Origin of the sequence: Streptomyces sp. CB02414 (genome assembly GCF_001905385.1) — a bacterium.
In the GTDB taxonomy this organism is placed as follows: domain Bacteria; phylum Actinomycetota; class Actinomycetes; order Streptomycetales; family Streptomycetaceae; genus Streptomyces.
The window spans coordinates 317,939-343,111 of record NZ_LIPF01000009.1 but is presented as its reverse complement, the minus strand read 5'-3'; the positions used below and the strand labels follow the sequence as shown (position 1 = coordinate 343,111).

The window sequence follows — 25,173 nt, the reverse complement described above, 5'->3', positions numbered from 1 at the left end:
ACGCGCGTGGCTCAGCGCAGCGAGACCGGGTCGATGCCCAGCAACCCGGACAGCGCCTCCTCGCCCGCCGGCGTCACCTTCACCGCCCGCTCGGAGCCGATGCGCACGCACCAGCCCGACTCCAGGGCGTGCCGGCACAGGGCCGCGCCCGCGACGCCCGCGAGGTGGGGGCGGCGTTCGGTCCAGTCGAGGCAGGCCCGGGCCAGCGGCCGGCGACCGGTGCGCTTCAGGGCGATCCCGGCGGTCCCGAACCAGCCGAGCCCCGCGTCCGTGAGTGCGAAGCCGGTGTCCTGGCGCAGCAGTCCGCGCCCGGTCAGCGCGTCGGTGACCGCGATCCCGAGCCGCCCGGCGAGATGGTCGTAGCAGGTGCGGCCCCGGGCCATCGCCGACCCGGCGCTCGACGCCCGCAGGGTGCGCGGACGCCTTGCCTCGGGCGCCACCTGCGCGGCCAGGTCCTCCACCAGCTGCGCGACCCGCTCGTCGGCCAGCCGCACGTACCGGTGCCGCCCCTGCCGCTCCTCGGCCAGCAGCCCGCCCGCGACGAGCTTGCCCAGGTGCTCGCTGAGCGTGGAGGCGGCCACCCCGGCGTGTCGGGCCAGCTCACCGGCGGTCCACGCCCGCCCGTCGAGCAGGGCCAGCAGGCAGGCGGCCCTGGTCTCGTCGGCGATCAGAGCGGCCAGCCGCGCGAGTCCCGGTGCTCCGGCGTCCTTCTCGGTCATGCGTTCAAGAGTGCGGTACGCACGGTTCGGCGCCCGCCGAAGTGTCCTCAGACACCCCGCGCCACCTGCGCGTACTGCTGCGCCAGCCCGTCCAGCAACGCCGTCAGCCCGGTCTCGAAGGCCCGCTCGTCGATCTTCTCCTGCTGCTCGGCCAGGAGGTGGGCCTTGCCCAGGTGCGGATAGTCGGCCGGGTCGTAGGCGCTCGCGTCGTCCGGGAAGCCCCGGGCGAAGGAGCCGAGCGCGGACCCCATGACGAAGTACCGCATCAGGGCGCCGATGGAGGTGGCCTGGGCCGGCGGCCAGCCCGCCCGGACCATCGCGCCGTAGACGGCGTCCGCGAGGTGCAGCGCGGCCGGCCGGCGGCCGGGGCCGTGGGCCAGGACCGGGACGATGTTCGGATGGTCGCGCAGGGCCGCCCGGTAGGAGACGGCCCAGTCGTGCAGGGCGGTCCGCCAGTTCCGGCCGTCCTCGAACATCGACAGGTCGACCTGGGCGCTCACCGAGTCGGCGACGGCCTCCAGGATCTCGTCCTTGGTGCGGAAGTGGTTGTAGAGCGAGGGGCCGCTGACCCCCAGTTCCGCCGCGAGCCGGCGGGTGGAGACGGCCGCGAGGCCCTCCGCGTCCACCAGCGCGCGGGCCGTCTCGACGATCCGGTCGGTGCTGAGCAGGGGCTTGCGCGGTCGGGCCATGGCGCACATAGTAGGGCTGCGAACAGAAACTAGCAGTGCTAATTTAAATGTACGGCTTTCAATTGGATGGGTGGATGCGGTGAACCTGGAGCTCAGCGAGGAGCAGACCGCCGTACGGCAGCTCGCCCGGGACTTCGTGGAGCGCGAGATCGCCCCCAACGTCGTCGCCTGGGACCGGGCCGAGGAGGTCGACCGGGCGATCGTGAAGAAGCTCGGCGAGGTCGGCTTCCTCGGGCTGACCGTCGACGAGGAGTACGGCGGCTCCGGCGGCGACCACCTCGCCTACTGCCTGGTGACGGAGGAGCTGGGGCGGGGCGACAGCTCCGTGCGCGGCATCGTCTCCGTCTCCCTCGGCCTGGTCGCCAAGACCGTCGCCGCCTGGGGCGACGAGGAGCAGAAGCGGCGGTGGCTGCCGGGGCTCACCAGCGGCGAGTACGTCGGCTGCTTCGGCCTGACCGAGCCCGGCACGGGGTCGGACGCCGGGAACCTGACCACCCGCGCGGTGCGCGACGGCGACGACTACGTCATCAACGGCACCAAGATGTTCATCACCAACGGCACCTGGGCCGACGTCGTCCTGCTCTTCGCCCGGTCCACCGACGCCCCCGGCCACAAGGGCGTCTCCGCCTTCCTGGTGCCCACCGACACGCCCGGCCTGTCCCGCCGCACCATCCACGGCAAGCTCGGGCTGCGCGGCCAGGCCACCGCCGAACTCGTCCTGGAGGACGTCCGCGTCCCCGCCTCCGCGATGCTCGCCCCCGAGGGCAAGGGCTTCTCGGTCGCCATGTCGGCCCTCGCCAAGGGGCGGATGTCGGTCGCGGCGGGCTGCGTCGGCATAGCCCAGGCCGCCCTGGACGCGGCCGTGAAGTACGCGGGCGAGCGCGAGCAGTTCGGGAAGACCATCGCCCACCACCAGCTCGTCCAGGAACTGATCAGCGACATCGCCCTCGACGTGGACGCGGCCCGGCTGCTGACCTGGCGCGTCGCCGACCTGATCGACCGCGGCCGGCCCTTCACCGTCGAGTCCTCCAAGGCCAAGCTGTTCGCCTCGGAGGCCGCCGTCCGCGCCGCCAACAACGCCCTCCAGGTCTTCGGCGGGTACGGCTACATCGACGAGTACCCGGCCGGCAAGCTGCTGCGCGACGCGCGCGTGATGACCCTCTACGAGGGCACCAGCCAGATCCAGAAGCTGGTCATCGGACGGGCGCTGACCGGGGTCTCGGCCTTCTGAGCGCCCGGTGGATGCGCTCTGAGTACGTGAACTGAGTACGTCGGCGGATGTGGCCCGGACCACATCCGCCGATCCTTTCCCCATGAGTGACACACCGGTCAAGCAGCAGAACACGGCGGCCTTCTACGGCCAGGCCGTGGCCTCGTTCGCGGTCGCGATGATCGCCACCGCCGTCGGCATCTACAACCTCCAGGCCGACGCCTGGGTGCGTGCCTTCCTCGCCATCGCCGTCCTCTACCTGGTCACCTCGGCCTTCACGCTGGCCAAGATCATCCGCGACCGCCAGGAGGCCGTCCAGATCGTCAGCCGGGTCGACCAGGCCCGGCTGGACAAGCTCCTCGCCGAGCACGACCCCTTCGAGAAGCTGAGCTGACGTCCCCGCCGTCGCCGCCGCACTAAGCGACCGCTCATACTCGGCGGTATGGTGGTGCTCCTGTCACCGAGAGGGGCGAACAAGCGATGAGTACGGCGGCCGAGACGACGGGCGGCGACATCGAGCCGTGGGAAGAGGTCACCCCGGACGCGGCCCGGCGGCTCCTGGTCGCCGCGGTGGAGGCCTTCGCCGAGCGCGGGTACCACGCGACCACGACCCGCGACATCGCCGGGCGGGCCGGCATGAGTCCGGCCGCGCTGTACATCCACTACAAGACCAAGGAAGAACTGCTCCACCGCATCAGCAGGATCGGTCACGACCGGGCGGTCGCCATCCTGCGGACCGCGGCCCAGGGCGAGGGCGGCGCCGCCGAACGGCTCGCCGACGCCGTGAGCTCCTTCGTGCGCTGGCACGCCGGGCGGCGCACGACCGCGCGGGTGGTGCAGTACGAGCTGGACGCGCTCGGCCCCGAGGCCCGCGACGAGATCCTCGCCCTGCGCCGGCAGTGCGACGCCGCGGTGCGCGGCATCATCGAGGACGGCGTGGCGGCGGGCGAGTTCGACGTGCCGGACGTCAAGGGCACCACGCTGGCCGTGCTGTCGCTCTGCATCGACGTCGCCCGCTGGTTCAACGTGAACGGTCCGCGCACGCCCGACGAGGTCGGCGCCCTCTACGCCGACCTCGTACTGCGCATGGTGGGCGCCGAACCGTCCGGCGCCGCTCAGGGGCGGTAGGTCAGAGGTAGTACCGGGAGAGGGACTCGGCGACGCACACCGGCTTGTCGCCACCCTCGCGCTCCACGGTGAAGGCGACGGCCACCTGGATGCCGCCCTTGACGTCCTCGACCCCGGTGATCGTCGCCGTGGCGCGCAGACGCGAGCCGACGGGGACGGGGGAGGGGAAACGGACCTTGTTGGTGCCGTAGTTGACGCCCATCGTCACGCCCTCGACCCTGATCAGCTGCGGCCCGAAGAGCGGGAGCAGCGACAGCGTCAGGTAGCCGTGGGCGATGGTGGTGCCGAACGGCCCGGCGGCGGCCTTCTCCGGGTCCACGTGGATCCACTGGTGGTCGCCGGTCGCCTCGGCGAACAGGTCGATCCGCTTCTGGTCGACGTCCAGCCAGTCGGTGTACCCCAGCTGCTCGCCCACCGCCGCCTTCACCTCGTCGGCGGATGTGAAGATCCTCGGCTCTGCCATGTCCCGGCCTCTCTGCTCGCTCGACCTGTGTGCCCGACTCTAAGCAACTGCTTAGCATGGTCGCCCGCGGAGCCCCTGTCAACGGACCGGATGCGTCCGGGCGGGTGACCGGGTCGGTAGGGTCTGAGGAGTGCCTCAGATTCCCGAGAAGATCCACGAGCTCACGGTCGGCCAGCTCGCCGCGCGCAGCGGCGCCGCCGTCTCCGCCCTGCACTTCTACGAGTCCAAGGGCCTGATCACCAGTCGCCGCACCTCCGGCAATCAGCGCCGCTTCAGCCGTGACGCGCTGCGCCGGGTCGCCTTCGTGCGCGCGGCCCAGCGCGTGGGCATCCCGCTCGCCACGATCCGCGAGGCGCTCGCCGAACTGCCGGAGGAGCGCACGCCCACCGAGGAGGACTGGGCCCGGCTCTCCGCGTCCTGGCGCTCCGAACTGGACGAACGCATCAAGCAGCTCAACCGCCTGCGCGACCACCTCACCGACTGCATCGGCTGCGGCTGTCTGTCCCTCGACACCTGTGTCCTGTCCAACCCCGACGACGTCTTCGGTGAACGGCTCACCGGTTCCCGTCTGCTGGTGGAGCGCCGCGACACCGCGGCACCCAAGCCCGCGAGCCGTGCCCGGGAACGGGAGACGGAGTGCTGCGACTGACCGCGCGGTGACCTCCGTGCGGCCACGGACGCGTGCCGTCGGGGGTGCGGCATCCCCAGCGCACCCCCGGGCCGGCTACGCCGACATCAGCAACCGTCCCCGCCGGGCGTCCGCCAGCGCGTCGGGGGTGAGGACGGGCCGCGGAACGAGGATCCCGCAGTCCGTGCAGACGGGGCCCGTGGAGGGCTCGTGGTCGAGGTCGTACTTCCAGACGAGGCGCTCCCCGTCGCAGACCGGGCACACCGAGCCCGGTTCACGCTCCAGCGCGGAGATCAGGCCGCGCAGCACCTCCGCCAGTGGGCCGTCGGGGTGGACCCGGGGATCGTCGCACCAGGCGACCCCGAAACCGCCCCAGGTCAGCCGGTGCCAGTCGTCCACGCTGCCCGGCCTGCGCAGCCCGTCGTGCTTCTCCTTCCTGCGCCGCTCGGCGAACTCGACCTCGTAGGCCAGCCACACCGACCGCGCCTCCTCCAGCTCCTCCAGTGCGGCCACGAGCCGCGCCGGGTCCGGGGAGCGGTCCTCCGGGCCGAACCCGGCCCGCGAGCACAGATGGTCCCAGGTCGCCCTGTGCCCGTAAGGGGCGAACCGTTCAAGGCACTTGCGCAGCGAGTAGCGCCGCAGCGCCAGGTCGCACCGTGGATCTCGGACCTGTCTCGCGAGACTCCGGAAACCGGCCATCGCCCTGCACCTCCGTCACACCTGCACCTGTACTTCGGTCACTTCGGCGTCGTCCAGCGGACGTCGCCGAATAGACGTATCGACAGGCGATTCGGCTCCATCCGTTTTCCGATGCCCCTCATAAGCCGATCCACCCGCTCCAAAAAGTGACGCATGTTCATCTTCCAACTCGGGGATACCGGCGGTAACGTCCGGCCAACCCCCAGTCGGGAGGAGCTGCCATGCCACGGCGCACCCCACGCAACGCCCTCGACAGACTGAGAACTCCCCGCGGCTTCCACGGGTTCCTGAAGGGCGCGTCCATATGCGTCCTCGTCGCCGGCCTTTTGTCACCGTTTTCCCCGGCGATGGCCGCCGACCCGGAGACCCCGGCCGCACCCGCGGCGGTGAACGACCACTGCGGCGGCCAGTGTTCGGACATCCTGCCGCCCGGCCAGAACGGCAACGCCACCCTCGCCCAGATCCTCCTCAACCAGGCGTTCGGCACCCAGCCCGCGCACGCCGAGGACCAGCTCGGGCCCTACGCGAACCTCGCCACCGGCTACCCCGGCCTGACCAACGACAAGATCAACACCTTCTTCAACGACGCCTCCTTCGGCGTCCCCGACGGCCAGGTCGCCTCCACCGTCCGACCCGCCGGACGCGACGACGTGACCATCGTCCGCGACAAGAAGACCGGTGTGCCGCACATCACCGGCACCACCCGCTACGGCACCGAGTTCGGCGCCGGTTACGCCGCCGCCCAGGACCGGCTGTGGCTGATGGACCTCTTCCGGCACGTCGGACGCGGTCAGCTGACCCCCTTCGCCGGTGGTGCCCCCGCCAACCAGGGCCTGGAGCAGCAGTTCTGGCGCAACGCCCCCTACACCGAGGCCGACCTGGAGGCGCAGATCGAGAGCGCCGCGGGCAAGGCCGGGGAGCGCGGCAAGCTGGCCCTCGCGGACGTGGACGCCTACATCGACGGCATCAACGCCTACATCGACGCCTCCGACAAGGGCCGCTACTTCCCCGGCGAGTACGTCCTGACCGGCCACAAGAACGCCATCACCAACGCCGGCACCATCGAGCACTTCGAGCGCGCCGACCTGATCGCACTCGCGTCCGTCATCGGCTCCCTCTTCGGCTCCGGAGGCGGCGGCGAGGTCACCAACGCGCTCTCCCTGCTCGCCGCCCAGGAGAAGTACGGCGTCGAAGAGGGCACCGAGGTCTGGGAGTCCTTCCGCCAGCGCAACGACCCCGAGGCGGTCCTCACCCAGCAGGACGGCAGCTTCCCGTACCTGACCCCGCCCGAGAACCCGCGGGGCCGCGCCCTGCCCGATCCCGGTTCGGTCGAGGCGGAACCCCTGGTGTACGACCGTACGGGCAGCGCCGCCGCGTCGAGCGCGGCCGGCGCCTCCGCCACCGCCGCGGACGCCGCCCTCTCCTCGGCCCGCCGCGGTATGTCCAACGCCCTGGTCGTCAGCGGCGAGCACACCGCGAGCGGCCACCCGGTCGCCGTCTTCGGCCCGCAGACCGGATACTTCGCGCCCCAGCTCCTCATGCTCCAGGAGATCCAGGGCCCCGGCATCAGCGCCCGCGGCGCCTCCTTCGCGGGCCTGAGCATGTACGTCGAACTAGGCCGCGGCCAGGACTACGCGTGGAGCGCGACCACCTCCGGCCAGGACATCATCGACACCTACGCGGTCGAGCTCTGCCAGGACGACTACCACTACCTCTACCGCGGCACCTGCACGCCGATGGAGAAGGTCGAGCGCAAGAACGCCTGGAAGCCCACCGTCGCCGACGGCACCAAGGCCGGCTCCTACACGATGCGGGTCTGGCGCACCAAGTACGGCCCGGTCCAGTACCGGGCCACCGTCGACGGCAAGAAGGTCGCCTACACCTCCCTGCGCTCGTCGTACCTGCACGAGGCCGACTCGATCATCGGCTTCCAGATGCTCAACGACCCGGAGTACCTCAACAGCCCCGAGCGCTTCCAGAGCGCGGTGCAGCACATCAACTACACCTTCAACTGGTTCTACGCCGACTCCGAGCACACCGCGTACTACAACAGCGGCGACAACCCGGTACGGGCGGACGGCGTCGACGCCGACTTCCCGGTCCGGGCCGAACCGGCGTACGAGTGGCGGGACTGGGACCCGGCCGCCAACACGGCCCGCTACACCCCGCCCTCCGCCCACCCGCAGTCCCTGGACCAGGACTACTACGTCTCCTGGAACAACAAACAGGCCAGGGACTACACCACCGCCCCCTGGGGCAACGGCTCCGTCCACCGCGGCAACCTGCTCGACGACCGGGTGAAGAAGCTGGTCGCCGACGGCGGCGTCACCCGGGCCGCGCTGGTGAGGGCGATGGCCGAGGCGGGCCTCGCCGACCTGCGGGCCGAGGACGTGGTGCCCGGCCTGCTGAAGGTGATCGAGTCGGCGCCGGTCACCGACCCCGCGGCGCAGACCGCCGTGGACCGGCTCAAGGCGTGGACCGCGGCGGGTTCCCTGCGCACGGAGACGTCGGCCGGCTCGAAGAAGTACGCGCACGCCGACGCCATCCGCACCCTGGACGCCTGGTGGCCGCTGCTGGTGAAGGCCGAGTTCGAGCCGGGCCTCGGCACCGACCTGTACACCGCCTTCACCCGCAACCTGCCCGTCGACGAGTCACCGTCCGCCGCCCACGGCCCGACCGGCGGCCACGCCGGCAGCGCCTTCCAGTACGGCTGGTGGAGCTATGTCGACAAGGACATCCGGTCCGTGCTCGGTGAGCCCGTCGAGGGCCCGCTGGCGCGCGAGTACTGCGGCGGCGGCGACCTGGCCGCCTGCCGGGACACCCTGGTCGCCACCCTGAAGGAGGCGGCGGGCCGGACGCCCGCCCAGGTCTATCCCGGCGACGAGAACTGTTCGGCGGGCGACCAGTGGTGCGCCGACTCGGTGATCCACCGCACCCTCGGCGGCATCAAGCACGGCGGCATCAGCTGGCAGAACCGGCCGACCTACCAGCAGGTCGTGGAGTTCACGTCCCACCGGTAGGGGCGGTACGCCTACTTGTAGAGCAGGTACTGGCGGCGCGTCCTGCGGAACGCCGCCAGTTCCCGCTGCCAGCCGTCCACCACCTCGTCGGTGTCCGCGCCCGCGTCGATCATCGTGCGCACCTGGGTGGAGCCGGTGAGCTTGTCGATCCAGTTGTCCGGCCGCCAGGCGAAGCCGTCCCAGCTCCGCCTGGCGGTCACCAGGAGCGCGACCCCGGTGCGCACCGGGTCGAAGGCGGCCCGGTCGTGCACGTGGAGCTGTACGCCGCCGACGGTCTTCCCCTGGAACTTGGAGAAGGTGGGCGCGAAGTACGCCTCCCGGAAGCGCACACCGGGCAGGCCGAGCTCGTTCGCGGCGGCGGCCCAGCTCCCGTCGATCCCCTCCGCGCCGAGCAGTTCGAACGGGCGGGTGGTGCCGCGCCCCTCCGACAGGTTGGTGCCCTCGAACAGGCAGGTCCCCGAGTACACCAGCGCGCACTCCGGCGTCGGCATGTTCGGGCTCGGCGGCACCCAGGGCAGCCCGGAGGCGTCGTAGAACTCCGAGCGCTTCCAGCCGGACATCGTCACCGTCTCCAGCGGCACCGGCGACCGGAGGAACTCGCCGTTGAAGAGCCGGGCCAGCTCGGCGACCGTCATGCCGTGCGCCTGCGCGATGGGCTTGCGGCCGACGAAGGTGGCGAACTCCTCGTGCAGGACGGGTCCGAGGGCCGCCCGCCCGGTCACCGGGTTCGGCCGGTCCAGGACCACGAACCGCTTCCCGGCCAGCCGGGCCGCCTCCATGCAGTCGAACAGCGTCCAGATGTACGTGTAGAAGCGCGCGCCCACGTCCTGGATGTCGAAGACGACGGTGTCCACGCCGGACGCCGTGAAGATGTCCGCGAGCGGCTGTCCGCTCTTCAGGTACGTGTCGTAGACCGGCAGCCCGGTCGCCGGGTCGTCGTACCGCCCTTCGGAGCCGCCGGCCTGCGCGGTGCCCCGGAAACCGTGCTCGGGGCCGAAGACGGCGATCAGGTCCACGCGGTCGTCGGCGTGCATGACGTCGACGATGTGGCGTACGTCCCTGGTGATGCCGGTCGGGTTGGTCACGACGCCGACCCGCTGCCCGTCGAGCGGGGCGTAGCCGTCGTCGGCGAGGCGCTCGAAGCCGGTGCGCAGCCGGCGGCCGCCGTGGCCCTCCGGCGCCGCCTGTGCCGTGCCGGTCGCGGCGGCCGTGGTGGCCGCGGTGGTGGCCGCGACCGCGGCCGTGGTGGCGAGCAGGGACCGTCTGGACAGCGTCATGCGGTGACCTCCGTGATCGCGGCGGGTGTCATGCGCACGCACGCTAACCCGCACTCCCGGCCGTACGGAATGGAGTAGACCGCGTTTCGCCTCTTCCGTCGTACATACCGACTGGTTAGTCTGGCGCTGCACCGGGCCCACGCAGGTGGCGCCGCAGCCGTGTCGAAGGAGACCGATGGTGGAAGCCGTGCAGGATGCCTCAGTCGTGGTCACCGGAGCGGGAGGCGGCATAGGCGCCGCCCTGGCCCGCCGCTTCGCCGCCGAGGGGGCGCGCGTCGTCGTCAACGACCTGGACGCCGGCCGGGCGAAGGCCGTCGCCGACGAGATCGGCGGCATCGCGGTCCCGGGCGACGCCTCCGCGATCATCGGTGAGGCCCGCGAGGCGCTGGGCGGCACGGTCGACGTGTACTGCGCCAACGCGGGCGTCGGTTCCGGGGGTTCGGAGGCCGCCGAGGAGGCCGTCTGGGCGCTCGCCTGGGACGTCAACGTCATGGCCCACGTCCGCGCGGCCCACGAACTGATCCCCGACTGGCTGGAGCGCGGCAGCGGCCGCTTCGTCTCCACCGTCTCCGCCGCCGGCCTGCTCACCATGATCGGCGCCGCCCCCTACAGCGTCACCAAGCACGGCGCCTACGCCTTCGCCGAGTGGCTGTCCCTGACGTACCGCCACCGCGGCGTCAAGGTGCACGCCATCTGCCCGCAGGGCGTGCGCACCGACATGCTCACCGCGAGCGGCAGCGCGGGCGAACTGGTCCTGAAGCCCACCGCGATCGAGCCCCAGGACGTCGCGGACGCCCTCTTCAAGGGCATCGAGGAGGACCGGTTCCTGATCCTCCCGCACCCCGAGGTCGCCGAGTACTACCGGGCCCGCGCCGCCGAGCCCGACCGCTGGCTGCACGGGATGAACCGGCTCCAGCGGCAGTGGGAGGAGGCGGCGGCCCGATGACCGGCTCCCACTACGCGGCCAAGCCCTGGCTGGACCTGCTGACCGACGCCCAGAGGGCGCCCCTCGACCCCGACGCCTCCCTGGTGCACGCCCTGCGCCGGGCCGCCGCCGAGGCACCCGACCGCGCCTTCCTCGCCTACTTCGACGGCCGTCTCACCTACCGCGAGGTGGACGCACTGAGCGACTCCGTCGCCGGGCACCTCGTCGCGCGGGGGCTGGAGCGCGGGGACCGGGTCGCGGTCCTGCTGCAGAACTCGCCGCCCTTCGTGCTCGCGGTGCTGGGGGCCTGGAAGGCGGGCGCGGTGGTTGTGCCGGTCAACCCGATGTACAAGGCGGGGGAGGTCGGCCACGTCCTGCGGGACAGCGAGGTGGCCGCCCTGATCTGCTCCGACCGGGCCTGGGAGTCGTACCTGCGCGAGACGGCGGCCGACTCGCCGGTGCGGATCGTGCTCACCGGGTGCGAGCTGGACTTCCAGAGCCGCCGGGACGCGCGCGTGCTCACCTTCGAGCGGCTGCCGGCCGCCCCCGACGCCGACGACCTCACGGAGGCGGCCCGCGCCGGGCGCGAGGCCCCGGCCGGACGCGACCCGGAGCCGGGCGACACGGCTCTCATCAGCTACACCTCCGGCACCAGCGGCACCCCCAAGGGCGCCACCAACACGCACCGCAACATCATGTACAACGCCGAGCGCCAGCGCACCGGCCTCGGCCTGCCCGAGGCACCGGTCTACTTCGCGCTGGCGCCGCTGTTCCACATCACCGGCATGGTCTGCGAGCTCGGTGCGTGCCTGAACAGCACGGGCACGCTCGTCCTGGCGTACCGCTTCGAGGCGGGCGTCGTGCTGGACGCGTTCGCCGAGCACCGGCCGCACTACACGGTCGGCCCGTCCACCGCCTTCATGGCCCTGGCCGCCCACCCGTCCGTCACCCGCGAGCACTTCGCCTCCTTCGCGAACATCTCCTCCGGCGGCGCGCCGCTGCCGCCCGCCCTGGTGGAGAAGTTCCGCGCGGGCTTCGGGCCGTACATCCGCAACGGCTACGGGCTCACCGAGTGCACGGCGCCCTGCGCCTCGGTCCCGCCGCACCTGGAGGCGCCCGTCGACCCGGTCTCCGGGACCCTCGCCGTCGGCGTGCCCGGCCCCGAGACCGTCGTCCGGATCGTCGACGACCGGGGCGCGGAGGTGCCCTTCGGGGAGCAGGGCGAGATCGTCGTCAGCGGCCCGCAGGTCGTCCCCGGCTACTGGCGCCGCCCCGACGCGACCGCCGAGACCTTCCCGGGCGGCGAGCTGCGCACCGGCGACATCGGCTTCATGGACGACCGGGGGTGGCTCTACGTCGTCGACCGCAAGAAGGACATGATCAACGCCTCCGGCTTCAAGGTCTGGCCCCGCGAGGTCGAGGACGTCCTCTACACCCACCCGGCCGTGCGCGAGGCCGCGGTCGTCGGAGTCCCCGACGGGTACCGCGGGGAGACCGTCAAGGCGTACATCAGCCTCCGTCCGGGTGCCGACACCGACCCGGACGCCCTCGCCGCGTACTGCGAGGAGAGACTGGCCGCCTACAAATACCCGCGTCAGGTGGAGATCCTGCCCGAACTGCCGAAGACGGCGAGTGGGAAGATCCTCCGTCGGGAACTGCGTTCCCGTACGCGACAGGACGAAGACGCACAGGAACGGCCACTGAACGGCCGCTGAACAGGAAAGGCAGGTGACGGCAGTGCCCAGGACCACGGACGGGGACGGCACTCCGGTGCCGCAGCGGCTCCTGGCCGCCGCCACCCGGCTCTTCGCGGAGCAGGGCTACGACCGCACCTCGGTACAGGAGATCGTGGAGGCGGCTGGCGTCACCAAGGGCGCCCTCTACCACTACTTCGGTTCCAAGGACGACCTCCTGCACGAGGTCTACGCGCGCGTGCTGCGCCTCCAGCAGGAACGCCTGGACGCCTACGCGGACTCCGACGAGCCGGTCGAGAAGCGGGTGCGCGAGGCGGCGGCCGACGTCGTCGTCACCACCATCGACAACCTCGACGACGCGTCGATCTTCTTCCGCTCCATGCACCAGCTGAGCCCGGAGAAGAACAAGCAGGTGCGCGCCGAGCGCCGGCGCTACCACGAACGCTTCCGCGCGCTGATCGAGGAGGGCCAGCGGGCCGGCGTCTTCACCAAGGAGACCCCGGCCGACCTGGTGGTGGACTACCACTTCGGCTCCGTGCACCACCTGTCCACCTGGTACCGCCCCGACGGCCCGCTCGGCCCGCAGGAGGTCGCCGACCACCTGGCCGACCTGCTGCTGCGGGCGCTGCGTCCGTGAGGGGACCCGTGAGGTGATCGGCGAGGGCCGCCGGACCGCCACGCACGGCAGCCCGGTCTGGGTCACGTCACAGGTGATACGGCGCTCCAGGCCGCAGTGCGCCACCAGGCGCCGTACCGCCGTCTCCAGGCCCGCGCCCGCGCGGAAGTCGACGAACGGCTCGTCGGTCAGATCCTCGACGAGTGTGCGCCCCGCGTACGGGGTGAGTCCCTCGGGCGGCGCGCCCGCGTCCGGCACGAGACAGGCGAGGTCCAGCTCGCCCGGCAGGCAGGTCAGCGTCCGGATCGTGCCGATCGCCACCCGGCCGGCCTCCGTGAGGACGACGCGGCGGCCCGTACGGTCGAACAGGTCGGCGCCCAGCTCCCGTTCCAGGTTGCGGACGGAAGTGCTGAGCGCCGACTGCACGATCAGCTCGCGGCGGGCCGCGCCGGTACTGCATCCCCCGGGGGGCCACCCCCGGGCCCCCGGCCGGAGGCGCCGGGCCGGCAAACGGACGGGGGACACAGGCTTCAGTGCCCCCCGGCACAGCGCCCCTGCTGAGGGAGCGCAGCTCAGAGGTACTTCTTGAGCTCCCGGCGCGCCAGCGAGCGCTGGTGGACCTCGTCCGGACCGTCGGCGATCATCAGCGTCCGCGCGCCCGCGTACAGCTCGGCCAGCGGGAAGTCCTGGCTCACGCCGCCCGCGCCGTGCAACTGGATCGCCCGGTCGATGATGTCGACCACCGCGCGGGGCGTGGCGATCTTGATGGCCTGGATCTCGGTGTGGGCGCCCTTGTTGCCGACGGTGTCCATCAGCCAGGCGGTCTTGAGCACCAGCAGCCGCAGCTGCTCGACCGTGACCCGGGCGTCCGCGATCCAGTTGTGGATCACGCCCTGCTGGGCCAGCGCCTTGCCGAAGGCCTCGCGGGACACCGCGCGGCGGCACATCAGCTCGATCGCGCGCTCGGCCATGCCGATCAGCCGCATGCAGTGGTGGATGCGGCCCGGACCCAGACGCGCCTGGGCGATGGCGAAACCGCCGCCCTCCTCGCCGATCAGGTTCGACACCGGCACGCGCGCGTGGTCGAAGGTCACCTCGGCGTGGCCGCCGTGGTAGTGGTCCTCGTAGCCGAAGACCTGCATCGCGCGGTCGACGGTCACGCCGGGCGTGTCGCGCGGAACCAGCACCATGGACTGCTGGCGGCGGATGTCCGCGCCGTCCGGGTCCGTCTTGCCCATCACGATGAAGATCTTGCAGTCCGGGTTCATCGCCCCGGAGATGTACCACTTGCGACCGGTGATGACGTACTCGTCGCCGTCGCGCTCGATGTGCGTGGTGATGTTCGTGGCGTCGGAGGAGGCCACGTCCGGCTCGGTCATCGCGAACGCCGAGCGGATCTCACCGGCGAGCAGCGGCTCCAGCCACTGCTTCTGCTGCGCCTCGTCGGCGAACTGGGCCAGCACCTCCATGTTCCCGGTGTCCGGGGCCGCGCAGTTCGTCGCCGTCGGCGCCAGCTGCGGGCTGCGGCCGGTGATCTCGGCGAGCGGGGCGTACTGGAGGTTGGTGAGGCCGGCGCCGTGCCCGGCGTCGGGGAGGAAGAGGTTCCACAGACCCTGGCGGCGGGCCTCGGCCTTCAGGTCCTCGACGACCTGCGGGGTGTCCCAGGGGGAGGCGAGCCGGGCGCGCTGCTCGTGGGCGACCTGCTCGGCCGGGTAGACGTACTCGTCCATGAAGGCGAGCAGCTTGGCGCGGAGTTCCTCGGTGCGTGCGTCGTACGCGAAGTCCATGGCGGGGTCAGCCCTCCTGAAGGGTGGTCAGGCCGTGCTCGATGAAGACGGGGACTAGGTCGCCGATGCGGTCGAAGCCGCGGCCGACCGTCTGGCCCAGCGTGTAGCGGTAGTGGATGCCCTCCAGGATCACGGCGAGCTTGAACCACGCGAACGCCGTGTACCAGGCGACGGCGGACACGTCGCGCCCCGAGCGGGTGGCGTACCGCTCGATCAGCTCGGCGGGGGCGGGGTGGCCGGGGGCCTGCGCCGTGGTGGAGACGGGGGAGTCGGGCATGCCGAGCGGGCTGCTGTACATCGCCAGCAGGCCGAGGTCGGTGAGCGGGTCGCCGAGGGTGGACATCTCCCAGTCGAGGATCGCCCGAATCTCGTCGTTCTCGCCGCCGATCAGGACGTTGTCGAGGCGGTAGTCGCCGTGCACGACGGTGGGGGCGGGCGAGCGGGGGAGTTCCCGGCCGAGGGTGGCGTGCAGTTCGTCGATGCCGGCCAGGTCGCGGTTGCGGGAGGCGTCCAGCTGCTTGGCCCAGCGGCGCAGCTGGCGGTCCAGGAAGCCCTCGGGGCGGCCGAAGTCGGCGAGGCCCGCCTCCGCGGGGTCCACCGCGTGCAGGCCGACGAGCGTGTCGACGAGATTCAGCACGGCGGCCCGGGTGCGCTCGGGGCCGAGCGGGGCGAGCTGTTCCGCGGTGCGGTACGGAGTCCCCTCCACGAACTCCATGACGTAGAACGACGCCCCGAGGACCTCCTCGTCCTCACAGAGCAGGACCGGGCGCGGCACGGGTACGTCGGTGGGGTGCAGGGCGCTGATCACGCGGTGTTCGCGCTTCATGTCGTGGGCGGTGGCCAGGACATGACCCAACGGGGGTCGTCTCACGACCCAGCGCGCGGTACCGTCCGTAACCGCGTACGTGAGGTTCGACCGTCCGCCCTCGATCAGCCGGCCGGACAGCGGGCCGGTCACCAGTCCGGGACGCTCGCGGTCGAGCAGGCCGCGCAACCGGTCGAGATCGAGTCCGGGCGGGTGGTCGGGGCTCATGCGTCGCTCCTACTGGCAGGTGACAGTACCCGACTCATGATGCCGACCGGTCGGTATGGCGTCCAGAGGGGGAGCGGAACGTGATCGGGGCCACGGGGCCCCGATGCGCGAGCGCCGGTGCCTCTAGTGGTCGTCCCAGTGGCCCTCGTGGGCGGCGTGACGGTGGCCGTCGTGGAGGTAGTCGACGTGGTCGCCGTGGGCCACGCGCGCGTGCCCGCAGTTCTCACCGTGCCGGTGCTCGTGGCTCTCGTGCGCGGTGTGGCCGGCGGGCTCGCACTCGTCCCAGTGGCCGCCGTGCGCGCGGTGCAGGTGCCCGTCGTGGGCGTAGTCGACGTGGTCGCCGTGCGGGACCTCGGTGTGCCCGCAGTCCGGGCCGTGGGCGTGATCGTGGGCGGTGTGTTCCTGGTGGAGAGTGGTCATGGAGCTCACCTTAGGGGTTCATATCGGGATATTCCGCTCGTGTTGGTGTCCAGGTACCCCGGGCTGGAGGAACTAGAGGAACTGGAGGAACTAGAGGAACTGGAGGAGCTAGAGGACGAGAAGCGCGCCGCACAGTGCGAGCGCCACTGTGCACAGGGCTGCCGCCGTGGCGTGCGGCGGGGGCAGGGGGCGGGGCCTGGGCGATGCGGAGAGGGTGCGGATGCGGGCGTGGGCGATACGGAGGAAGGCCAGCCAGAGGGCGGCGCACAGGGCGATGGCGACGACCGAGGCGGGGGTCACGCCGCCGTGCAGCGCGGTCTTCGCGGCGAGTACGGCGACGACGGTGCCGGAGAGGGTGGTGCGGCGCCAGGCGAGGCGGGTGCGTTCGGGCTGGAGACCGGGGTCGCGGTCGACGCTCACGGTCAGCCTTCCCAGCCGAAGAGGACCACGACGACCATCGCGACCGCGACGACGGCGACGGCCAGGCTGAGGAGGGCCGGGAAGCGGGAGACGGGGAGGTCCTCGCCGCGGCGCATGGCGCGTTCGCAGCGCACCCAGTGGTTCACGGCGCGCAGCGAGCACAGGACGCCGGCGGCGAGCAGGGCGAGGGCGAGACCCACGCGCCAGCCCCAGCGCAGGTCGGGCAGGAACTGGTCGACGGCGAACCCGCCGCCGATGAGGGCGAGGGCGGTGCGCAACCAGGCCAGGAAGGTGCGTTCGTTGGCGAGCGAGAACCGGTAGTCGGGGGTGCCGCCGTCCTGCCGGACCTCCTCGGGCGCGAACCAGAGCCGGATGTTCCGCACGAAATCGATCACGCGGGGACCCTATCGGGAGGGTTGCCTCCGGCGGTGGTGCGGTAGCGGGTTCGGTCGTCTGTGGTCGGGGCCGCGCACCCACCCCCGACGCCCACACCCACGCCGGGCCGCGTTCCCTCACCCGCTCACCCCGCCCGCAGCCGCGAATACGCCGCCAACCCGTCCGGCACCCACTCCCACTCCCCGAGCCGTTCCTCCACCTCCGCCTCCGTGAGGAACCCGTGCCACGCCACCTCCTCCACCTGCGGAGCGACCGGCCCTTCGCAGCGCACCTCGTACACCGCCGACCACCAGGTCCGCCCGGCGCCGTCGTCGTACAGGAACTTGAAGAGGAACGACGGGCGTGGCAGCCCGGGCACCCCCAGTTCCTCCTGCGCCTCCCGCAGTGCCGCGTCGTCGTAGGACTCGCCGGCGCCGACCACCCCGCCGACGAACATGTCGTACAGCGAGGGGAAGACCAGTTTCGTCGCCGTGCGGCGGTGGACGAAGACGCGGCCCTCAGGGTCGCGGGCCAGCACGAAGGCGCAACGGTGGCGCAGTCCCCGTGCGTAGGCGTCGCCCCGGCGGGCCTGTCCCACGACGTGGTCGTTCTCGTCGACGACGTCCAGGATCTCGTCAGCAGAGCTCATGGCGCCCATCCAAGCAGGACGGACGGTCAGTGCCGTTCCAGGGCCCGTTCACGGCCGCTCTCGCCCGTGCCCTGCGGCATCGCGGGGTGGAGGCCGAGCAGGACGATGCCCGTCACCACCGCCGTGAGGCCGCCCGCCTCCCAGGCCAGCGCCGCGGTGTCGGTGCGCAGCCGGTCGCCGAGGAAGCCGACGCCGCAGACGATGCCCGCGAGCGGCTGGGACGCCGTCAGGGCCGGCAACGACCTGCGCAGCGGTGCCGTCTCGAAGGCGCTCTGGACCAGGATCAGGCCGGTGATCCCGAGCACCACGACCGCGTACGGCTGCCAGCCGGTCAGCAGTTCCGCCAGGCCGCCCGAGGTGAAGCGCCGGCCGCTGACCCGGGTCAGCGCGTCCTGCACCCCGTAGACGAGGCCGGCGGCCAGCGCGAGCAGGGTCGGGCCCCAGGTCAGGCGGGCGCGCCCGGCGCATGCCGTCAGGAGTACCGCCAGGCCCAGCATGACGCCGATGAGCAGCCAGTGCCGCAGGGGCGAGGTCACCGCGCTGCCGCCCCGCGGCTGGCCCGCGACGATGAACGCCGTGACCCCGCCGGCCAGCAGGGTGAGACCGGCCCAGCCCTGACGGCCCAGCGGCCGGCGGGTCTGCGCGCGGGAGAGGGCGAGCGCGAAGAGCAGGTTCGTCGCCAGGAGGGGTTCGACGAGGGTCAGTTCGCCACCGCCGAGCGCGACCGCTCCCAGCGCCATGCCGGCCACCATCAGGCCCATGCCGGCCAGCCAGCGGGGAACGCGCACCAGGTCCAGCAGGAGGCGGGGGGAGAGGAAGTCGCCCAGCGGGGCGCGCTGGGCCGCGTTCTGCTGGAGGACGAAACCGAAGCCCAGGCAGCAGGCGGCGCTCACGGCGAGGGCGAGAACCAGAACCGACACGCTGCGTACCTCGATCGTCGTCGTCGGGGCATGGGTGCGTCGGGGCCGACTCTATTGCCAGGGACGGGGACGTGCCGGGTGGGTGACGCATACGGGGGGCGCGCTGATCAAGTTGCGTTTTCTACAAGCGAGTTGACGCGTGTAACGCGGAATCCGGCCTTGACGTCAAGCCTTGGCGGCCGGTTTGCTGTGCGTGATCAGTTCATGGCAAACCGGCTACGACGACCCAGCGCGTCGCGTGAGGAAGAACCCGCGGTGTCCCCACCTCCGCCTCCCCTCGGCCGCGGCCGCAGACGCGCCGCCCAGGCCTTCGACGAGGCCCTCGACGACGCCGAACTCGTCGCCGCTCGCGCGGCCCTGGCGCAGGGCCGGTGGCAGTCCGCCCGGTCCCTCCTGGTCCACACGGGTGACGACTGGGACCGGCGGGGGCACCGGGTGACGGTCCTCGCCAAGGAGCCCTACTGCGCCGCCTGGTCCCGCGAGTGGCTGCTCGCCGAGCCCGACTCCGCCGACGCCTCGGTGCTGCTCGCCCTGGCCCTCGTCCACCGCGTCCTGCGCGGCAAGGAGAAACCGGCCCGGGGACGGGAGGTTTGCCAGGACGCCGCGCGGCTGCTGCCGGACGACCCCACGCCCTGGCTCGGGCTCCTCATGCTGGAGCGGTCGCTGGGCGCCGACGACGACGTCGTCCGGGTGTTCGACGCGGTGCGAGGGCGGTACGCAGACCATCACCACGCCCACCATCTGGTCGTGGCCCGGCTCGCCGAGCGGGGCGGTGGCCGCGGATCCGATCCGCTGCACGAGGTGTACGACTTCGCCGCCTGGGCGGCGGAACAGGCTCCCGCCGACTCCCCGCTCGCCATCCTCCCGGTGGTCGCGCACGCCGAGCGCTACCGCGTGCTCGCCGCGGCCGGGCACGAGCCGGCCGACCCGAACGCCTCCGGGCACTGGGTCGGCCGCCGGGCCCGGCTGGTGATGAAGGCCGCCTTCGACTGGTGGCTGGAATGGGAGCAGGACGGTCACCCGCGGCGGCTGATCGACCTCAACTTCCTCGCCCACGCCAAGTCCTGCGAGGGCCGCGGAGCCGAGGCCGCCGCCCTGTTCCACCGCATCGGCGAGCACGCCACGCCCGCCCCCTGGTCCTACCCGGACCGCGATCCGCACTCCGCCTTCCGTGCCGCCCGCGCGCACGCGCTCGGCACGGTCTGACATCCGCCACGAAGACGAGAGAAGGTCGGCCCCGATGACCACGGGCAGTTCGAGGACCACGGGCAGTTCGCGCACGAGCGGCGGCGGCGCCATCAGCACCTTCAAGGGGCAGGAGCGGGCGCTGCGCGCCGACCGGCTGGGCACGGGCGGACTGCTGCTCTCCGTGCTGGCCTCCACGGCGCCGCTCATGGTGGTCGCCGGGGTGATGCCCACGACCTTCGCGGTGATGGGCATCGTGGGGCAGCCGCTGCTCTTCGTCGTGCTGGGCGTGGTGCTCGTCCTCTTCAGCGTCGGGTACGCCGAGATGAGCCGGCACGTGCACAACGCCGGCGCCTTCTACGCGTACATCTCCCGCGGACTGAGCGGCACCGCGGGCGCGAGCGCCGCCCTGGTCGCGCTGGTCGCCTACAACGCCCTCCAGGTCGGCATCTACGGCATCTTCGGCTTCGAGGTCTCCACTCTCCTCGCCACCTACGCCGACCTGGACGTCGCCTGGTGGATACCGGCGCTGCTGGCCCTGCTCGCGGTGGGCACGCTGGGCTGGCTGAAGATCGACGTCAACGCGCGCGTGCTGGGTGTGCTGCTGCTCATCGAGGTCGTACTGGTCGTCGTCTTCGACATCGCCGCCGTCGCCGACCCCGGCGCGCAGGGGCTGTCGCTGCACGCCTTCGACCCGGACACCCTGACGGGGGCGGGCGTGGGAACCGCGCTGTGCTTCTGCATCGCCGCCTTCCTCGGCTTCGAGCAGGCGCCCGTGTACGCCGAGGAGACCAGCCGGCCGCACGTGCTCGTTCCGCGTGTCATGTTCCTGGCGGTGGGTGGGGTCGCGGTCTTCTTCGCGCTCAGCAGCTGGGCCCTGACCGTCGCCACCGGTCCGGACGACATCGTCGGGACCGCCCAGGAGCAGAGCGCCGGGCTGCTGTTCTTCCTCACCGAGTCGCGGCTCGGCGGTGCCTTCACCGACGTACTGCACGTGCTGTTCGTGACCGGCATGTTCGCCGCGCTGCTCAGCTTCCACAACGTCGTCGCCCGGTACGCCTTCGCCATGGGGCGCGAAGGGCTGCTGCCCGCCGCCTTCGGACGGACCAGCGGCTCCAGCGGCGCCCCCGGCACCGGGTCGTTGCTCCAGACCGCCGTGTCCGCCGTCGTCGTCATCGGCTTCGCCGTCGCCGACGACAAGCCGAACGGCGACCCGACCCAGCCCGTGCTGCACCTGTTCACCTGGGGCGGCAACATCGGGGCACTCGGCGTGATCGTGCTCATGGCCGCCGCCTCGTTCTCCGTCGTCGCCTTCTTCGTCCGGCGCGGCGCCGCCGGCACCCAGGGTGTGCGGATCGCGACGTCCACCGTCGCGGGCGTCGCCCTGCTGGTCATCGCCGGCTACACGGTCAAGGACTTCGACGTCCTCGTCGGCGCCGGCCCCGGCTCCGCGCTGAGCTGGGTACTGCCCGGCATCATCGCCCTCGCCGCGGCCGGCGGGCTGGTGCAGGGCCTGGTGCTGCGCGCGCGGGCACCCGAGCGGCACGCCCGCATCGGCCAGGGCAACGAGGCGTTCCAACTGGACAAGGCGGCTTCCTCCTGAGCCTCACCTCGTTCTTGCGGGGATGCCCCAACGAGTCGGTGTCCAGGATGCGATGCCAGTCGGCGTCGGCGAACTCCAGCAGGGGCGCCCGCAGCCGCATGCCCGCGTCGTTCACCAGGATGTCCAGCGGGCCCACCCGCTCCTCGACGTCCGCGAACCAGCCCGATGCCCCGGCTGGAACCGGTCACCAGGGCGGTGCGCCCGCCGATGTCGAGGAGAGGGTGAGCCGTCATCGTCGTACCCCTAAATGACCAGTGAGAGGAGCAGGACCAGGGCGCCGGCGACCACCGAGATGATCGTCTCCATGACGGACCAGGTCTTGATGGTCTGGCCGACGTTCAGGCCGAAGTACTCCTTCACCAGCCAGAAGCCGGCGTCGTTGACGTGACTGAAGAAGAGCGAACCGGCGCCGATCGCCAGGACCAGCAGGGCCGCGTGGGTCGTCGACATGTCGGCCGCCAGCGGCGCCACCAGACCGGCCGCCGAGACGGTCGCCACGGTCGCCGAACCGGTCGCCAGCCGGATCGCCACCGCGATCAGCCAGGCCAGCAGCAGGGCCGGGATCGACCAGTCCTCGGAGATCTCCAGGATCATCTGGCCGACGCCCGAGTCGATCAGCGTCTGCTTGAAGCCGCCGCCCGCGCCGACGATCAGCAGGATGCCCGCGATGGGCGCCAGGCCCTTCTCGACCAGACCGGAGAGGCGGTCCTTGCCGAAGCCGGCCGGACGCAGCAGCGTGAAGATGCCGACGATCACGGCGGCGAGCAGGGCGATCAGCGGGTTGCCGATGACGTCGAAGGTGCGCTGCACCACGTTGTCCGGGTCGTCGATGACGATGTCGACGAGAGCCTTGGCCAGCATCAGCACGACCGGCAGCAGGATCGTCGCCAGGGTGGCGCCGAAACCGGGACGCTTCTCCAGCTCCTCGGAGGCGCGCTGCGGGATCATGCGGTCGGGAGCGGGGACGTCCACCCAGCGGGCCGCGTACTTCGAGAACAGCGGACCGGCGATGATCACCGTCGGGATGGCGATCAGGACGCCCAGCGCGAGCGTCACACCGAGGTTGGCGCCGAGCGCGTCGATCGCGACCAGCGGACCGGGGTGCGGCGGGACGAGACCGTGCATCACGGACAGACCCGCGAGGGCCGGGATGCCGATGCGCATCAGGGAGTAGTTGCCGCGCTTGGCGACCATCAGGACGACCGGGATCAGCAGCACGATGCCGACCTCGAAGAAGAGCGGCAGACCGATCACGGAGGCGATCAGCACCATCGTCCACGGCATCGACCGGGGGGTCGCCTTGGCGAGGATGGTGTCCACGATCTGGTCGGCGCCGCCGGAGTCGGCGAGCATCTTGCCGAGGATCGCACCGAGGGCGATCAGGACGCCGACGCCCGCGACGGTGGAGCCGAGCCCGGCGGTGAAGCTGGTGATGACCTTGTCCAGCGGCGCCCCGGCGAACGCGCCGAGCGCCAGTGACCCGATGGTCAGCGACAGGAAGGCATGCAGCTTGAACTTGGTGATGAGCAGAACGATGACGGCGATGCCCAGGAGGACGGCGATGCCCAGCTGGGCGTGACCGGCCGAGGTGATGGGCTCGACGGTGTCCGCTGCCAGCATCTCGACGCTGAGTCTGGTCACGGTGGTTCCCTTGCGGTGATGGGGATTCGGGGGAAGGTGCCGGGGCCGTGTCCGCGGGTGGCGGCACGACCCCGGGGGCGGGGGTTACGGACTACCGGATCACCGGGTCGGCTCGGGGAGGCCCTTCAGGGCGGCGGCCGCCCGTTCGGCGATCTCCTCCGGGGTGCCGGCGACGTCCACGGCGACTCCCGCCTCGTCCGGCTCCAGGGGCTGGAGCGTGGCGAACTGGGAGTCGAGCAGGGCCGTCGGCATGAAGTGCCCCTGCCGATGCGACATCCGGTCCTCGATCAGCTCGCGGCTGCCCGTGAGGTGCACGAAGACGACACCGGGAGCGGCCGCACGCAGCCGGTCGCGGTACGACCGCTTCAGCGCCGAACTGCTCACCACCCCGCCGAGGCCCGCCCGCCCGTGCGCCCAGCCGCCGATGGCGTCCAGCCATGGCCACCGGTCCTCGTCGGTGAGCGGGGTGCCGGCCGTCATCTTGGCGATGTTGGCCGGCGGGTGGAAGTCGTCGCCCTCGGCGTAGGGAACGCCGAGCCGGGCCGCGAGCAGGGGACCGATGGTGGTCTTCCCGGTGCCCGCCACGCCCATGACCACGACTACGTGGGGGGTGTGCAGTTGCTGCATCGCACTCTCGCTGTCTGCTGTCTTCGTCGACACGTGATGTCGACGTAACTGAAACCCATTAGGTACGACGAATTCAAGAGGCTGTGACATATAAGTCTGACTTTTTGTTCCCGTGACCTGCCCCGTACTCTGAGTGCATGAGCACACCGGGCCGGGGGCTGCACGGCCGCGTACTGGACACCCTTGGCCCCGCGATCACAGCGGGCGAGTACCCTGCGGGCAGCGTTCTGCGCACCGACGAACTCGCACAGCGTTTCGAGGTGTCGCGCTCGGTGATGCGAGAGGCCGTGCGGGTGCTGGAGTCCATGCACCTGGTCGAGTCGCGCCGCCGCGTGGGCGTGACCGTCCTGCCCGAGTGCGAGTGGAACGTCTACGACCCACAGGTCATCCGCTGGCGTCTGGCCGGCTCCGAGCGCCCTCGGCAGCTGCGTTCCCTTACCGTGCTGCGGTCGGCGGTCGAGCCGGTGGCCGCGGGTCTCGCGGCGCGGCTCGCCACGCCGGAGCAGTGCGCCGAGCTGACCGAGTGCGCGCTGGGCATGGTCGCGAACTCGAGCGGTCACCGGTTGGAGCAGTACCTCTTCCACGACGTGGCCTTCCACCGCGTCATCCTGACCGCTTCCGGCAACGAGATGTTCGCCCGCCTCGGCGGTGTCGTCGCCGAGGTGCTGGCCGGCCGCACGCACCACGACGTGATGTTCGAGGACCCCGACCCGGCCGCCGTCACCCTGCACGTCCAGGTCGCCGAGGCGGTCCGCGCCCGTGACGCCGAGCGCGCCGAGCGGCTGACCCGTGAGATCACGGTGGGGGCGCTGCAGGAGCTGGACATCCTGGCGCCCTGACCCGCGAGCCGGTCAGTCGAGGAACTCCCCGTCGACGTACGCCCACGCCCCGTCGACCCGCTCGAACCGGCTCCGCTCGTGCAGCGAGCCGCCGCGGTAGGAGGCGCGGAAGGTGACCGTCCCGGTGGCGTGGAAGGCGGAGCCGTCGGTCGTGTCCAGGATCTCCAGCCCCGTCCAGCGCATTCCCGGGTCCAGGTCCAGGCGGGCCGGCCGGGTCGTCGGGTGCCAGGTTCGCAGGAGGTAGCCCGCGTCGCCCTTCACGAAGGCGCTGTAGCGGGAGCGCATCAGGGCCTCGGCGGTCGGCGCGGACGCCGTCCCCGCGTGGAGACGGCCGCAGCACTTCGCGTAGGGCTCGGACAGGCCGCACGGGCAGGAAGGCGTGGTCATGGCGGCCATTGTGCCCGCTGCGCGCATCGCCGGGAAAGCAGAAGACCCCTGCTCGGCAGGGGTCTCAACTGGTGTCCGAGGGGGGACTTGAACCCCCACGCCCGATAAAGGGCACTAGCACCTCAAGCTAGCGCGTCTGCCATTCCGCCACCCGGACAAGGTGTCTGTCGTGCGGTTCGTTTCCCGCGGCGACGACGTAAACATTACCAGGCTTTCCGG

Annotated in this window: 26 protein-coding genes, 1 tRNA gene and 2 pseudogenes; 11 read left to right on the top strand and 18 right to left on the bottom strand. The window is 71.8% G+C overall.

Going from position 1 to position 25,173, the window contains the following annotated elements; genetic code table 11:
• Nucleotides 1-11: 11 nt before the first annotated feature.
• Nucleotides 12-719, bottom strand: a complete 708-nt coding sequence (locus AMK11_RS28785; RefSeq protein ID WP_073730992.1) for an ArsR/SmtB family transcription factor — start codon at nucleotides 717-719, stop codon at nucleotides 12-14.
• Nucleotides 720-766: 47 nt separating this feature from the next.
• Nucleotides 767-1,408, bottom strand: a complete 642-nt coding sequence (locus AMK11_RS28780; RefSeq protein WP_073730991.1) for a TetR/AcrR family transcriptional regulator — start codon at nucleotides 1,406-1,408, stop codon at nucleotides 767-769.
• A gap of 79 nt (nucleotides 1,409-1,487) precedes the next feature.
• Here AMK11_RS28780 and AMK11_RS28775 point away from each other — a divergent pair, with 79 nt between their 5' ends.
• The 3 genes from AMK11_RS28775 to AMK11_RS28765 all read left to right on the top strand — a co-directional run bounded on the left by AMK11_RS28775 (nucleotide 1,488) and on the right by AMK11_RS28765 (nucleotide 3,746).
• Nucleotides 1,488-2,639: an acyl-CoA dehydrogenase family protein gene (locus tag AMK11_RS28775; protein ID WP_073730990.1), complete on the top strand. Its 1,152-nt coding sequence runs from the start codon at nucleotides 1,488-1,490 to the stop codon at nucleotides 2,637-2,639.
• A gap of 82 nt (nucleotides 2,640-2,721) precedes the next feature.
• Nucleotides 2,722-3,012: a YiaA/YiaB family inner membrane protein gene (locus tag AMK11_RS28770; RefSeq protein WP_073730989.1), complete on the top strand. Its 291-nt coding sequence runs from the start codon at nucleotides 2,722-2,724 to the stop codon at nucleotides 3,010-3,012.
• Between the two features lie 86 nt (nucleotides 3,013-3,098).
• Entirely contained in the window at nucleotides 3,099-3,746 is a 648-nt protein-coding gene (locus tag AMK11_RS28765) for a TetR/AcrR family transcriptional regulator (protein WP_073730988.1), read from the top strand.
• A 1-nt stretch (nucleotide 3,747) separates the two neighbouring features.
• Here AMK11_RS28765 and AMK11_RS28760 read toward each other — a convergent pair whose 3' ends face one another.
• Nucleotides 3,748-4,209 (bottom strand): MaoC family dehydratase, encoded by a 462-nt coding sequence (locus tag AMK11_RS28760; protein ID WP_073730987.1) that lies wholly within the window; start codon nucleotides 4,207-4,209, stop codon nucleotides 3,748-3,750.
• Nucleotides 4,210-4,339: 130 nt separating this feature from the next.
• On the opposite strand from AMK11_RS28760, the gene soxR reads away from it, so the two are divergent.
• The gene (soxR, locus tag AMK11_RS28755; RefSeq protein ID WP_073730986.1) at nucleotides 4,340-4,858 is read left to right on the top strand and encodes a redox-sensitive transcriptional activator SoxR; all 519 of its coding nucleotides are present in this window, start codon (nucleotides 4,340-4,342) and stop codon (nucleotides 4,856-4,858) included.
• Between the two features lie 75 nt (nucleotides 4,859-4,933).
• On the opposite strand, the gene AMK11_RS28750 is transcribed toward soxR, so the two are convergent.
• A complete protein-coding gene (locus AMK11_RS28750) occupies nucleotides 4,934-5,536 on the bottom strand; it encodes a hypothetical protein (RefSeq protein WP_073730985.1) in 603 nt (200 codons plus the stop codon).
• 221 nt (nucleotides 5,537-5,757) lie between these two features.
• Here AMK11_RS28750 and AMK11_RS28740 point away from each other — a divergent pair, with 221 nt between their 5' ends.
• Nucleotides 5,758-8,556: a penicillin acylase family protein gene (locus tag AMK11_RS28740; RefSeq protein WP_073730983.1), complete on the top strand. Its 2,799-nt coding sequence runs from the start codon at nucleotides 5,758-5,760 to the stop codon at nucleotides 8,554-8,556.
• A gap of 11 nt (nucleotides 8,557-8,567) precedes the next feature.
• Here AMK11_RS28740 and AMK11_RS28735 read toward each other — a convergent pair whose 3' ends face one another.
• The gene (locus tag AMK11_RS28735; RefSeq protein ID WP_198941479.1) at nucleotides 8,568-9,833 is read right to left on the bottom strand and encodes an exo-beta-N-acetylmuramidase NamZ family protein; all 1,266 of its coding nucleotides are present in this window, start codon (nucleotides 9,831-9,833) and stop codon (nucleotides 8,568-8,570) included.
• A 175-nt stretch (nucleotides 9,834-10,008) separates the two neighbouring features.
• On the opposite strand from AMK11_RS28735, the gene AMK11_RS28730 reads away from it, so the two are divergent.
• Genes AMK11_RS28730 through AMK11_RS28720 form a run of 3 tightly spaced genes read left to right on the top strand, consistent with a single transcriptional unit; the run spans nucleotide 10,009 to nucleotide 13,089 of the window.
• The gene (locus AMK11_RS28730) at nucleotides 10,009-10,779 is read left to right on the top strand and encodes an SDR family oxidoreductase (RefSeq protein ID WP_073730981.1); all 771 of its coding nucleotides are present in this window, start codon (nucleotides 10,009-10,011) and stop codon (nucleotides 10,777-10,779) included.
• Complete coding sequence (locus AMK11_RS28725) at nucleotides 10,776-12,473, top strand: class I adenylate-forming enzyme family protein (RefSeq protein WP_073730980.1); 1,698 nt, start codon at nucleotides 10,776-10,778, stop codon at nucleotides 12,471-12,473. Before AMK11_RS28730 ends, AMK11_RS28725 begins: the two co-directional genes overlap by 4 nt.
• Before the next feature lie 22 nt (nucleotides 12,474-12,495).
• Complete coding sequence (locus tag AMK11_RS28720; RefSeq protein WP_073730979.1) at nucleotides 12,496-13,089, top strand: TetR/AcrR family transcriptional regulator; 594 nt, start codon at nucleotides 12,496-12,498, stop codon at nucleotides 13,087-13,089.
• A gap of 360 nt (nucleotides 13,090-13,449) precedes the next feature.
• Here the strand turns inward: AMK11_RS28720 and AMK11_RS39015 are convergent.
• The 8 genes and pseudogenes from AMK11_RS39015 to AMK11_RS28680 all read right to left on the bottom strand — a co-directional run.
• Nucleotides 13,450-13,494, bottom strand: a pseudogene (locus tag AMK11_RS39015) (hypothetical protein); the annotation flags it as partial.
• Nucleotides 13,495-13,640: 146 nt separating this feature from the next.
• Complete coding sequence (locus tag AMK11_RS28710; protein ID WP_073730978.1) at nucleotides 13,641-14,855, bottom strand: acyl-CoA dehydrogenase; 1,215 nt, start codon at nucleotides 14,853-14,855, stop codon at nucleotides 13,641-13,643.
• 7 nt (nucleotides 14,856-14,862) lie between these two features.
• Entirely contained in the window at nucleotides 14,863-15,888 is a 1,026-nt protein-coding gene (locus tag AMK11_RS28705) for a phosphotransferase family protein (RefSeq protein ID WP_073730977.1), read from the bottom strand.
• 123 nt (nucleotides 15,889-16,011) lie between these two features.
• On the bottom strand, nucleotides 16,012-16,308 hold the full coding sequence (locus AMK11_RS28700) for a hypothetical protein (protein ID WP_073730976.1): 297 nt from the start codon (nucleotides 16,306-16,308) through the stop codon (nucleotides 16,012-16,014).
• A gap of 108 nt (nucleotides 16,309-16,416) precedes the next feature.
• Nucleotides 16,417-16,728, bottom strand: a complete 312-nt coding sequence (locus AMK11_RS28695) for a DUF202 domain-containing protein (protein ID WP_198941478.1) — start codon at nucleotides 16,726-16,728, stop codon at nucleotides 16,417-16,419.
• A gap of 2 nt (nucleotides 16,729-16,730) precedes the next feature.
• On the bottom strand, nucleotides 16,731-17,123 hold the full coding sequence (locus AMK11_RS28690; RefSeq protein WP_073730975.1) for a YidH family protein: 393 nt from the start codon (nucleotides 17,121-17,123) through the stop codon (nucleotides 16,731-16,733).
• 125 nt (nucleotides 17,124-17,248) lie between these two features.
• Nucleotides 17,249-17,752: an NUDIX hydrolase gene (locus AMK11_RS28685; protein WP_073731086.1), complete on the bottom strand. Its 504-nt coding sequence runs from the start codon at nucleotides 17,750-17,752 to the stop codon at nucleotides 17,249-17,251.
• Between the two features lie 26 nt (nucleotides 17,753-17,778).
• On the bottom strand, nucleotides 17,779-18,672 hold the full coding sequence (locus AMK11_RS28680; RefSeq protein WP_073730974.1) for a DMT family transporter: 894 nt from the start codon (nucleotides 18,670-18,672) through the stop codon (nucleotides 17,779-17,781).
• A 255-nt stretch (nucleotides 18,673-18,927) separates the two neighbouring features.
• Here AMK11_RS28680 and AMK11_RS28675 point away from each other — a divergent pair, with 255 nt between their 5' ends.
• Together AMK11_RS28675 and AMK11_RS28670 are read left to right on the top strand one after the other, a co-directional pair.
• Nucleotides 18,928-19,878, top strand: a complete 951-nt coding sequence (locus AMK11_RS28675) for a hypothetical protein (protein ID WP_073730973.1) — start codon at nucleotides 18,928-18,930, stop codon at nucleotides 19,876-19,878.
• Nucleotides 19,879-19,912: 34 nt separating this feature from the next.
• The gene (locus AMK11_RS28670; RefSeq protein WP_073730972.1) at nucleotides 19,913-21,460 is read left to right on the top strand and encodes an APC family permease; all 1,548 of its coding nucleotides are present in this window, start codon (nucleotides 19,913-19,915) and stop codon (nucleotides 21,458-21,460) included.
• Between the two features lie 34 nt (nucleotides 21,461-21,494).
• Here the strand turns inward: AMK11_RS28670 and AMK11_RS37070 are convergent.
• The 3 genes and pseudogenes from AMK11_RS37070 to AMK11_RS28660 form a co-directional block, all read right to left on the bottom strand.
• Nucleotides 21,495-21,693: pseudogene (locus AMK11_RS37070) on the bottom strand (SDR family NAD(P)-dependent oxidoreductase); the annotation flags it as partial.
• Nucleotides 21,694-21,703: 10 nt separating this feature from the next.
• Nucleotides 21,704-23,101 carry a GntP family permease gene (locus AMK11_RS28665; protein WP_073730971.1) on the bottom strand — a complete coding sequence of 466 codons (1,398 nt, stop codon included), beginning with the start codon at nucleotides 23,099-23,101 and terminating at the stop codon, nucleotides 21,704-21,706.
• A gap of 99 nt (nucleotides 23,102-23,200) precedes the next feature.
• A complete protein-coding gene (locus AMK11_RS28660; RefSeq protein ID WP_079187754.1) occupies nucleotides 23,201-23,728 on the bottom strand; it encodes a gluconokinase in 528 nt (175 codons plus the stop codon).
• A gap of 137 nt (nucleotides 23,729-23,865) precedes the next feature.
• Here AMK11_RS28660 and AMK11_RS28655 point away from each other — a divergent pair, with 137 nt between their 5' ends.
• Nucleotides 23,866-24,567, top strand: coding sequence for a FadR/GntR family transcriptional regulator (locus AMK11_RS28655; RefSeq protein ID WP_053128367.1), 702 nt, complete (start codon nucleotides 23,866-23,868; stop codon nucleotides 24,565-24,567).
• A gap of 12 nt (nucleotides 24,568-24,579) precedes the next feature.
• Here AMK11_RS28655 and AMK11_RS28650 read toward each other — a convergent pair whose 3' ends face one another.
• Together AMK11_RS28650 and AMK11_RS28645 are read right to left on the bottom strand one after the other, a co-directional pair.
• Nucleotides 24,580-24,954: a YchJ family protein gene (locus tag AMK11_RS28650; RefSeq protein ID WP_079187773.1), complete on the bottom strand. Its 375-nt coding sequence runs from the start codon at nucleotides 24,952-24,954 to the stop codon at nucleotides 24,580-24,582.
• Nucleotides 24,955-25,023: 69 nt separating this feature from the next.
• A tRNA-Leu gene (locus AMK11_RS28645) sits at nucleotides 25,024-25,111 on the bottom strand.
• Nucleotides 25,112-25,173 lie beyond the last annotated feature (62 nt).